Consider the following 11,644-nt stretch of genomic DNA (forward strand, 5'->3'; position numbering starts at 1 on the left):
ATAGTATTTAATCGAGTGTGTTTATGATGATATATCAGTTTTATTTGGGCTTTACTATATATTCAACACGTCAACATAATAATGATATGGATTTTGGACGCACCCTACTTCTCATATAAAAAATTTTTATATAAACATTAGCTTACGTTAATTATGAAGTGGATTGGTAATAGATGCGTTGCTAGCTTGTATGCTTTTTGACTATCAGTTTATTGGATAAGACAATGCCTTAAGAGGCTAATTCTTATGGTTAAATACTCAAAACCACACTTATGACAGTGGTTACGACAATGCCTAATAGTCTTACTAAGTACGCCTATGACGAATGCGCTTTAATTTTTTATTGCGATAACTTACATTGCTGTCATAATATGAACATAATAATCGACGGAACGATTACTTTAATTAATGGTTAGCCTGCTATGTTGACGTAGACGTAGTATTGACTCGGCTAATCTGCATTCTCCAATATCTTTTTTAGAACCAAAGAGAACCAAACAGATTCTTTGAGCATTGCTATTAGTAGGCTTGATCAATCTGACAGTCCTCGCTTGGTTTTTATGATTGATATAACCTATGAGTTATCCTAATAATGACTATTGCTTCTACTCTACGCTTAAGCCTATATGGCGTTGCTCTTAGTGCCATTAGCACACTTGGCCTGATAGGCTGCTCGAACTCCTCTACTGACACAGCCGCCACTACTGAAAATAGCTCTGCTGCAGATGCAGAAAAACCTGCCAAATCTATTGCGATTACCCAAATCGTTGAGCATCCATCATTGTATGACATGCGCCGCGGTATTATTGATGAGCTGGCAGACAATGGTTATGTCGAAGGCCAAAACCTAACGGTCAACTTCCAAAGTGCACAGGGCAATACAGCGACAGCAGGACAGATTGCTAAGCAGTTTGCAGGAGACAATCCGGACGCCATCGTCGCTATCTCGACGCCATCGGCCCAGTCGATTGTCGCGGCTACCACTACTATTCCTATCATTTATACGGCCGTATCAGACCCACTAGGCGCTAAGCTTATCAATGAAGATGGCAAGCCTTTTCAAAGCAATTTGACAGGATTATCGAGTCAGCTACCTCTAGAGCCGCAGTTAGATTTACTACAACAAATAAAGCCTGAGATGAAAACGATCGGCTACGTTTACAGCCCAGGCGAAGCAAACTCAGTGTCATTGCGTGATAGCCTAAAACAAGCGCTACCAGCACGAGATCTGACATTGTTAGATATCCCTGCCAATCGTCCAACCGATATCGGCATGGCAACCCGTAGCTTGCAAGGACGCGCAGATATCATCTATACCTCATTTGACAACAACGTCGCCTCTGCTTTTGAGGCCATGACTCAAGCAGCAAACGAGTTGAAACTCCCTATTGTCGCGTCTGATGAGTTTAGCGTGAAGCGCGGCGCGGCAGCTGCTCTTGGCGTTAATGATTATGACTTTGGTCGTACCACTGGCAAAATGGTATATCGCGTATTAAATGGCGAGGCGATCAATAACATTGAACCTGCCGTCATGAACGATCTAACCTTATATATCAGCCCTAAGCATGCCAAAACGCAAGGCGTTAGTTTGCCAGCAGAGTTGCTAAAAAATGGCATCAATGTTGATGAACAAGCGCAAAGCACTGATAACAAATAGCACGAATAAAATAAATAGTGCTGAATAGTAATACTGAAAAATACCCTGTAGCCATCATAAGTGGCTCGCTTTACCCTTTTACCCATCTATTAAATAATGTACGGACACATTATTACTTTTAGGAGTCAGAACCATGTTGTATCAAAATCGTTTTAATTTTGGCAAAGCGTTACTACTAGGCGGTGTATGCACTGCTATCTTAACGGGTTGTAATCAATCAGCCCAAGATACTAGCACGACTGATACTGCGGCTACTGGCGATACTGCCACCGAAATGAAAACTGTTGCTATCACTGCTATCGTTGAGCATCCAGCACTTGATGATGTACGCAAAGGCGTGATCGATGAGTTAAACGAAGCAGGATTCAAAGATGGTGAAAACCTAACGGTCAACTTCCAAAGCGCACAAGGTAACACTGCGACAGCCGGTCAGATTGCCAAACAGTTCGTCGCTGATGATCCAGATGTGATCGTAGCGATTGCTACCCCATCTGCACAGTCTGTGGCCGCCTCAACGAGCAGCATTCCACTGGTATTCTCTGCGGTGACTGATCCAGTCGCTGCCAAGCTGGTGCCAAGTTTGGACGGCTCTGGCACCAACGTGACAGGAGCCTCAGATGCCCTACCATATGAGCCGCAAATTGAATTGATGCGCCAAGTCATTCCTGAACTAAAAAATGTCGGTTATGTCTATAGTCCAGGTGAAGTCAACTCAACGATTATCTTACAAAATCTAAAAGAGAAATTGACCCCTCAAGGCATTAACGTGCTTGAAGCACCAGCACAGCGTAGTAATGACATCGCAATGGCAGCACGTAGCCTAGAAGGTAAGGTCGATATGATCTACACCTCAACAGACAATAACGTGGTATCCGCTTACGAGTCACTCTATCAAATCGCCAAAGAAAGCAAGATTCCACTGATCGCCTCAGATACCAGCTCAGTTGAGCGCGGTGCGGTTGCAGCATTAGGCGTAGATTATTATGAGCTTGGCCGTGAAACGGGTAAGATCGTTGTTCGTATCTTGAATGGTGAAAAAGCAGGCGCTATCCCTGTTTACACCCCACAAGCGCTTAACCTGTATGTCAGCCCAAAACATGCTGAAGAAGAAGGCATTACTTTGTCACAAGCAGTTATCGATAAAGCAAAAGAAGTGGTAGAATAACGCACCTTTGTATTTGGCTTACCATAGCAGCCATGAGCAAAATCATAATATGAATCAGTGATTGCGCTTTTGTGCTGTCATGCTAAATGTTTGACAAGAAACCCAGCTATGAGTCAGTAGGCTGGGCTTCTTGTTTCAGCAGAACCTGTTTAAATAGCTTGTTTCATATATTGCTGTAGTTAGCTTATGGCTTATCTGATACTTGTTAAGTAAAATACATTTTTGCTGTATTGGATATTGCCGTTGCTTGAATCAGCGCTTTAAACCAAGGTAACTTATGAACGTTGTTAATCGTGACCTGTTTTGGTTTACCCTAACCGCAGATTGCTTAATCTGTTAAATTCACCGCTTAGCTGTTTAGCATTTAGAGGGTTTTGGCGCTTGCCACTCACTTATCTTGGTTCCATACGCTAGACACTGAGTTATGACTTACTGATCTCTTATGTCTTTAATTGCTTTTTTTGGTGCGCTTGAAAGTGGTCTGATCTATGGCCTCGTCGCACTTGGTGTGCTGATCTCATTTCGTACGCTTGACTTTCCTGACTTGACGGCTGACGGTAGCTTTCCGCTGGGCGGCGCGGTCGCTGGCATCTCTATCGTTGCGGGTGTCAATCCGTGGCTCGCCTGTGCTTTTGGTATGCTAGCAGGCTCAATCGCTGGTATCGTTACTGCATGGCTGCATGTCAAACTTGGCATCCTACAATTGCTTGCCAGTATCTTAGTGATGGTTGCCCTATATTCTGTCAACCTACGCATCATGGGCGCCCCAAACCTACCGCTACTTGGTGAAACGACGGTATTTAGTACCTTAGTGACTAATGGCAATGGTTATTGGATGCGCTGTCTGATTATCGGTGTGGTCGTGGCGATTGCCATGTTATTTTTAAACTGGTTTTATAGTACCGAAACTGGTTTATCAATGCGTGCTACTGGCTCAAACTTGAGAATGGCACAAGCGCAAGGTATTAATACCTCATGGATGACCATCATCGGTATGGCGATCTCTAACGGCTTGATTGCCTTGGCAGGTGCGCTATTTGTCCAGACCCAAGGCGGCGCTGATATTTCTATTGGTATCGGCACCATCGTCATCGGTCTAGCAGCAGTCATCATTGGTGAGACCATCATTCCTGCCAAGCGTATTTGGTTAATTACCTTTGCGGTTGTGGTCGGTGCAGTATTGTACAAGCTGTTTATTCAGGTCGCACTATCGAGCGATACGCTGCGTAGCATCGGCTTTGGCCCGCAAGATTTGAACTTAATTACCGCGTTACTCGTGGTACTGGCTTTGGTCTTACCAAAAGCGAAAACGAAGTTTTTATCACGCAAAGTTCGCGCCTAATGACAGTTTAAGCAAGTACCAACAGCACTTGCTTTGCCCGAAGAGATAATAAGGAATAACGATTATGATGCAAGCCACCGATTTACAGTTGACCTTTAATCCAGGCACACCTATCGAAAACCCTGCCCTACGTGGTATTAGTTTGAATATCGCTGATGGTGAGTTTGTCACCGTTATCGGTACCAATGGCGCAGGTAAATCGACTTTTTTGAACGCAGTAAGCGGTACCACGCGCGTCGATAGTGGTTCAATCTTGCTAAATGGCATTGATGTCACCAAAAAATCCGCCCATCAACGTGCACACTGGGTCGCTCGTGTCTTTCAGGATCCGATGGCAGGTACTTGTGAAGCGCTGACGATCGAAGAAAACATGGCCTTGGCCTATAAACGTGGCGGCAAGCGCGGTTTGAAGTTTGCACTAAATCAAAACAACCGTGACTTGTTCCGTGAAAAACTGTCTGTGTTAAAACTGGGACTAGAAAATCGCTTGACAGACCGTATGGGTCTACTCTCTGGTGGTCAACGTCAAGCCGTGAGCCTGCTGATGGCATCGCTACAGCCCTCTAAGATTTTATTGCTCGATGAGCATACTGCTGCCCTTGATCCAAAAACTGCCGCCTTTGTTTTAGAATTGACAGATAAAATTGTCACAGACAATAGGCTCACCACCATGATGGTGACCCACTCTATGCAACAAGCATTGGCACATGGTACGCGCACCGTGATGCTACACCAAGGGCAAGTGGTCTTGGATGTGTCTGGAGACATTCGTAAAGGCATGACCGTGCATGATCTATTAGATATGTTCGAGCAAACACGCGGCGAAAAGGTTGAAGACGATAGCTTAATTTTAAGCTAATATTCTCCAACTTATGAATTTTATGTAGCAGATATAACTGTTTTAGCTGCTCCTAAAACCTTCGAGAAAATTGATGTTTCTTGAAGGTTTTTTGTTATCTATGGTTACTACTGCTACACACGGCACAGCGGGCATTATATAGTGATGAAACACCACCATTATGTCGCCATTTATTGATGAGGTCTGTCATGCGCAAAATTCCTATTTACTCTCATCCTGCTGCTGGTTGGCCTGCGCTGATCTCATCGACTCAAAAACTGATGGACTATCAGACATTTTTGCGAGGCAGCCTTAGTGTCCTAAAAAGCAATCAACCTCAGAGCGGATTCGACTGCCCTGGCTGTGCATGGCCTGACCATAAATCACACAAGACCATTGATGTCTGTGAGAACGGAATCAAGGTCATTGCCAGTGAGACCATGACACACAAAGCAGACGCCGATTTTTTTGCAAGGCATACCGTGACCGAGTTACAAGGATGGTCTGGCTACGAACTTGAGCATAGTGGTCGTTTATCAGAGCCTGTCTATTATGATGCCGCGCAAGATCGCTATGTCCCTATTCCTTGGGAAGCGGCTTATAGCCTAATCGCTGAGCAGCTAGGACAGCTTGACTCACCCGATGAAGCGCTATTTTATACATCAGGGCGCGTGACCAACGAGCCAGCCTTCTTATATCAGTTATTTGTGCGCTGTTTTGGCACCAATAATTTGCCTGATTGCTCAAATATGTGTCATGAACCAACGTCCGTCATGCTCAGCAAACAGTTAGGTATCGGTAAAGCGACAGTCATGCTAGAGGACTTTGAGCAGGCCAAGCTAATATTGATGTTTGGACAAAATCCAGCGACCAATCACCCGCGCATGCTCGAGATGCTCGCCCACGCGCATGAGCAAGGATGCCGCATCATCTCGATTAATCCGATGCGCGAGCAAGGTTTAAGCAAGTTCAGAAATCCGCAAAAGCCCACGCATATGGCTGCCGGTCAAAGTGATGATATGGTCGATGATGTCATTCAAATTCAAATCGGCGGTGATGCCGCGCTATTGACGGGCATTGCTAAATGGCTGATTGAAAATGATAGAATCAACCATGATTTTATTACCACTCATACCTCAGGTTTTGAACCGCTGAAACAATGGCTAACAGCGCAGACTTGGGAAGATGTCACGCTTGGCTGCGGTATTCCTCAAATAGATATTGTCAATCTCGCTAAGCTAGTTGCTGATAGTTCAGCGACCATTTGCACTTGGGGCATGGGTATCACCCAGCATGTGCAAGGCGATGACAATGTTGCGATGATTACCAATTTATTGCTGCTAATGGGTATGATTGGTATTGATGGTGCGGGCGCCTCCCCTGTTCGCGGTCACTCCAACGTTCAGGGCGATCGTACCATGGGTATCCATGAACGCCCGAGTAAGACCTTATTAGACAGTCTAGAGCGCGTCTTTGAGCGTCCTATACCAAAAGAGCATGGCTATGATGTCGTCACAGGCGCCAAAGCCCTTATCGAAGGTAAATTAAAAGTGTTTATGGGCATGGGAGGCAATTATGCGGTCGCCGCACCCGACACCAGCGCTATCGAGCAAGCATTAACCACCACTCAGCTCAACATATTTGTCGGTACCAAGCTCAATGAAACCATGCTATACCCAGGAGCAAACAACGTCATTCTGCCTTGTCTGGGTCGTACTGAGCGTATCCTGACAACAAAAGGTGAGCAGTTTGCAACGATTGAAGATTCAATGTGTCAAATCGTTCCAACCAAAGGTAAGCTTAAACCTGTGAGTGATACCTTAAAGTCTGAGGCAAAGATTATAGCGGAGCTTGCGACACACGTACTTGGTGCTGACTCCTCTATTCCTTGGCTTGCCATGAGCGAAGATTTTGATCTCATTCGAGACTATATCGCCCAAGCTATTAACGGTTTTGAAGACTTCAATCAGCGCATTCGTACCAATGAGCGCGGGTTTCATTTGTATCATGCGGCGCGTCATCGTGTATGGAATACCGAGAGTGGCAAAGCTCAGTTTGAAGTACCACAATACCCTATCACTTATGTCGCTGCCCAAATGGCGGACACACATGACATTGATCATGAGGACACAACGCAAAAGGTTTGGCAACTGACCAGCGTTCGTAGTCATGACCAGTTCAATACGATGATATTTGGATTCAAAGACCGCTATCGCCAGACCAACCGCCGAGATGTGCTATTCATGCATCCAGATGAAATCAGCCGCCTAGGCTGGCAAAAAGGAGATCAGGTGATGGTATCGCGGCACGCCAGCAGCTCAAGCCACACAGCGCATAAAAACAAGCCGCGCGTACTAGGGCCGCTCATATTGACTGAGATGGATATCGCCGCCAATGCCGTCGCCGCCTATTATCCTGAATGTAACGACCTGTTTGATTTGGATACCCATGCGCCAGACTCTCATATCCCAGCATATAAATCGACGACCGTGATCTTAGAGCGTGTGAATACAAGTGTTCAGACAGCCGAACCTGTATAAGTGGTGATGATCACTGAAAGTAATTTTGAGCAAAGTGAGTCTTCTAGCAAAATGGCTATGATGGCAGAGACAACTGAAACTAGAGTGATTATGACTGAGATATCTGAGGATAATGATAATAGCGCAGCCGAGACAATGCTCGCTCGCAAACATTTAGCGCAGAAGCATTATTATCCATCGGACAAGACTCATGGAGCCGATATACCTCAAAGCTGTATTGAGTCTCAAACCACCAGTTTGGCAGTAGAGGCAGCGGTATCAATCGTTATTAATGGGATTCATTATGCGGTACTGATGGCCAGCCCTTACCAACTAGAGTATTTGGCTGTTGGGTTCTTATTTAGCGAGGGCTTGATTCAGCACAGTCATGAGTTGCTTGATTGGGAAGTGACACATCTTACAGATATTGCCAGCTACCAAAAGTTTGCTCAATCCTCAAACGATGGGAATCTTGAATCCGCCTCCATTGAACAACGCTTAGAGCAATTTCAAGATTATGATATCTATGTCGTAGAGCTGGTGCTAAACCAGCGCTGCCATCAGCGTATTCAAGCACAAAAGCGCCAACTGGCGGGACGAACGGGCTGCGGTATGTGCGGTATTACGGGCCTGACACAAGCATTGCCCGACTTGAGCCACTATTCACAAGCAAACATGCATAGCTATAAGGCACCCGTGCCAAGCCTTGACTATCTATTAGTACTACGTCAGCAAGTAGATGCCACACAGCATACACACCAACTGACAGGAGCTGTGCATGCAGCAGCGACGATATACAATCAGCAGTTGTACTTGTTTGAGGACGTAGGCCGTCACAATGCACTCGACAAATTAATCGGTTGGCAACTGCGACAAAAAGTAGAGGTTGATTGCGTACTCATGACCTCACGATTATCGATTGAGTTGGTACAAAAATCGATTCGGGGGCGTATCCCTTGGCTCGTTGGCATGTCTGCGCCCACCAGTACGGCCGTACGGGTCGCCCAGCGCTATGGTTTGGGACTGGCTGGGTTTTTGCGTGACAATAGAGTCACCTACTACACTGGTATTTGATGAGTATTGCCTAACCACATTTTCTAAATCCTGTCGTTATCACCGATTCGTTTACTTTGATACCCTCACAGTGGTCATTTAATACTGCCACCATTCAATATGTTAGCCTTATTGACACCCTCACAAACACCTTTTCATAAACCCCATTTGTCAATGCCATTTTTCTTGAGGTCTGCCTCTGCCTTTTGGTCATTTATGACAAATAACTGATCGATAGATTTGAGCTTCACGGCAGAATAGGGTACCCTTAGCGCACGAGTATGTTACACATAGTTAACATAGCTGTAGTTTTATTTATAAATACTGAGCCTATGGTGCAACGCATCAGGGCTGTAGCGTGTTTGATACTTAACTACAGGTAATGCGTCAATTACCTAATCATGGGCAAAAATTCGCTCATGCTTGGGTGTATTTCAGCCGGCTATACATAATGTTAGCCGATAAAGCTGTCTACACTTAGCACCGTCATCAGCAGATGGCTGAGTGCTTATTCATAATTTTGCTGTAGATACCTGCCTTGTCAGCGCTCTATAGCAGCCAGCTATTATCAAGTATGACCACTTGACAGCGTGATGGACTACCCATCAACAGACGCATGCTGATGACTGCCCTGCGATTTTTGTGAAACGTGGCTCACTGTTGCATGTGATTTTTTCAAATGACGTACAACAGTGAGTGACCGGCATGATGTCAATGGACAGTTGTCATTTACAGGTTGCAGGATCTACTCTTAAAACACCAAGTGCGCCAGCGCGCTGCATTTGGGTCGGCGCTGACCGCTTTTTATGACGGCCAACTGTTAGCACTGTGTGATGCCTCTACATAAGACTTTTATGGGCTTTATTTTATTCTTAACAGTTTTGGATAAAGTTATACTATTAAACTTTTATTTATGTAAAATAATCGCGAGGTATGAATTTGAAAACTGAGTCACTGTTCCAATTTTCATCGTTAACCATTATTTTATTGTTGTTAGCGTTTTATGGCGGCACGTATTTGTTGTCATTGCTGATCAAAAAAGACAAAGAAACCACTTCAGGATTTATGGTGGCAGGCCACGGCGTCGGCTTTGGCATGGGTGCTGCTAGTATGACCGCTACTTGGATTTGGGCGGCATCGTTTTATGCGGCGGCGACCTCTGGCTACAAGTATGGCGTATCAGGGCCGATACATTACGGCTTTTGGGGCGCGCTGATGATCTTATTCATCTATCCTTTTGGTATGCGCTTTCGTGAGCTTGCACCCGATGGTCATACCTTAGGTGAGCTTATCCACGCCCGCCATGGCTCATCAAGCCAATTAATTTTAGCCATATCCAACCTTATGGGCAGCTTAATTAGCTTGATGGTCAACTTTACTGCAGCTGGGGCGTTGGTGTCGGTATTATCGCCATTATCGTTTCAGACGGGGGTCATGATTGCAGGTATCGGGGTGCTAAGCTACACCCTAACCTCAGGGTTTCGTGCTTCCGTTTTTACAGACTTTGCGCAATTGGTCGCTTTGATGGCCATCGGTATTGTCATTATTCCAGCGGTACTGTTTGCGATGGGTGGGCCACAAGTCATGGTCGATGGCCTCGCTAACCTCACGCTTGAACAGCAGAATTTCTTTTCATCCGAAGCGTTTTTTCAGCAAGGAGCGCCCTATTTTGTCGCTGTACTTGCTTATGCGATTGGTAATCAAACCATCACGCAGCGCTTGTTTGCGATCGATAAGACTAAGATTAAACAGACCTTTATTACCGCCACGGTCGGCTATGCTGGCATCGTCATCGGTCTTGGTATGATCGGATTGATGGCTTTGACCATCGGTATCGAGCCACTAGATGGCAATATGAACAACCTCATACCACAGATGGTCAGCACTTACTTGCACCCTGTATTTATCGCCTTGTTCTTTATCTTGGTCATTGGCTCATTGTCATCGACAGCCGACTCAGATTTGTCGGCATTATCGACCATTATGATGGCAGATGTATACGGTAAAAACATTGCCAAAGGCCGCGTCAAGCCTAAAACGATGATGCTCGTTGGTCGTAGCACGATGATTATCGCCACCGCTGCTGGACTGATCTTTGCCAGCTTTAAGCTAGATATCTTGGTGATGTTGGTCTTTGTAGGGGCGCTGTGGGGCGCGATTGTTTTTCCGGTCATCGCCAGTGTGTTTTGGAACCGCGTGACCAATACCGCCTTTACCTCGGCGGTCATCGTCGGCCTGCTGCTATTCTGTGTGGTACGCTTTGAGCTGCTACCGATGACAGGCTTTACTGCCCTTTTCTTTGAAATACTGGCCAGTGTGGGCGCCGCAGTCGTGATTGGACTGATGGTCTTTGGCTTTTTGGGTCGTAAAATCGGCATGGTAGCGGCAGCGATCACGCTGGTACTGATGCTCATTTTTGCCACAGGCTTCTTACGTCAGTACATGGTACTACTGGCCTCACTAACGGCCTATGGTGCCAGCACAATCGTTTGTATCATTGTTAGCCTCATGGGTGATGAACATTTTGATTTTGCTTTAATCAATCAACGTGTCGGCGATTATGATAAAAAAGCCAAGGCATCGACCTCTGAGCTTTCATAAACACAGGTAGCGAACACCGCTTGCGGGTTTGGCAGTTGGTCAATATGTGACCAGCTGCACAGGCAACCCTTCATAAATACTATAAGGAGATATCATGGACAACGTCTTTATCTACGGCTTATATATTTTAATTTGGCCAGCCATTACGCTCGGCGTGCTGGTATTGATTTGTACCGCGACTTATCGCGATATCAAACGAGCCAAACGTAATAACGAAGAGATATTATAAAAGTACACACTCAATGATCAGTACTCTCATCAGTGAGTCCGGCTCGCTGATGAGCCTGAATACGCAAAAAACTCATAAAAAAGCACTAAAATCAGCACAAGTGAACAAATAAGCTATTTTTAGCCAAAAAATGACTTGTAATTTGGCATATTTTTGCTAATATAGTCCACCTTGATTGGCTGGATGGCAGAGTGGTCATGCAGCGGACTGCAACTCCGTTAACGCCGGTTCGATTCCGAC

Annotated in this window: 8 protein-coding genes and 1 tRNA gene (1 of these 9 only partly in view); all 9 read left to right on the top strand. The window is 45.5% G+C overall.

The window, feature by feature from the left end; translation table 11 throughout:
* Positions 1 to 592: 592 nt before the first annotated feature.
* A complete protein-coding gene (locus tag B3V51_RS00060; RefSeq protein WP_286707738.1) occupies positions 593 to 1,657 on the top strand; it encodes an ABC transporter substrate-binding protein in 1,065 nt (354 codons plus the stop codon).
* A gap of 133 nt (positions 1,658 to 1,790) precedes the next feature.
* Positions 1,791 to 2,822, top strand: coding sequence for an ABC transporter substrate-binding protein (locus tag B3V51_RS00065; RefSeq protein WP_071001264.1), 1,032 nt, complete (start codon positions 1,791 to 1,793; stop codon positions 2,820 to 2,822).
* Positions 2,823 to 3,264: 442 nt separating this feature from the next.
* Positions 3,265 to 4,164, top strand: a complete 900-nt coding sequence (locus tag B3V51_RS00070) for an ABC transporter permease (RefSeq protein ID WP_071001263.1) — start codon at positions 3,265 to 3,267, stop codon at positions 4,162 to 4,164.
* 64 nt (positions 4,165 to 4,228) lie between these two features.
* Positions 4,229 to 5,023 (top strand): ABC transporter ATP-binding protein, encoded by a 795-nt coding sequence (locus tag B3V51_RS00075; RefSeq protein ID WP_286707739.1) that lies wholly within the window; start codon positions 4,229 to 4,231, stop codon positions 5,021 to 5,023.
* Positions 5,024 to 5,211: 188 nt separating this feature from the next.
* Entirely contained in the window at positions 5,212 to 7,542 is a 2,331-nt protein-coding gene (locus B3V51_RS00080; RefSeq protein WP_286707740.1) for an FdhF/YdeP family oxidoreductase, read from the top strand.
* Positions 7,543 to 7,632: 90 nt separating this feature from the next.
* Positions 7,633 to 8,595 (top strand): formate dehydrogenase accessory sulfurtransferase FdhD, encoded by a 963-nt coding sequence (gene fdhD, locus B3V51_RS00085; protein WP_286707741.1) that lies wholly within the window; start codon positions 7,633 to 7,635, stop codon positions 8,593 to 8,595.
* Positions 8,596 to 9,507: 912 nt separating this feature from the next.
* On the top strand, positions 9,508 to 11,175 hold the full coding sequence (locus tag B3V51_RS00090; protein WP_286707742.1) for a sodium:solute symporter family protein: 1,668 nt from the start codon (positions 9,508 to 9,510) through the stop codon (positions 11,173 to 11,175).
* A 94-nt stretch (positions 11,176 to 11,269) separates the two neighbouring features.
* Entirely contained in the window at positions 11,270 to 11,404 is a 135-nt protein-coding gene (locus B3V51_RS00095) for a putative transporter small subunit (RefSeq protein WP_208855952.1), read from the top strand.
* A 177-nt stretch (positions 11,405 to 11,581) separates the two neighbouring features.
* Positions 11,582 to 11,644 (top strand) — tRNA-Cys (locus tag B3V51_RS00100); it runs 163 nt beyond the window's last position.

The sequence above is a fragment of the Psychrobacter sp. UBA2514 genome, assembly GCF_002341255.1.
Lineage (GTDB): Bacteria > Pseudomonadota > Gammaproteobacteria > Pseudomonadales > Moraxellaceae > Psychrobacter > Psychrobacter pacificensis.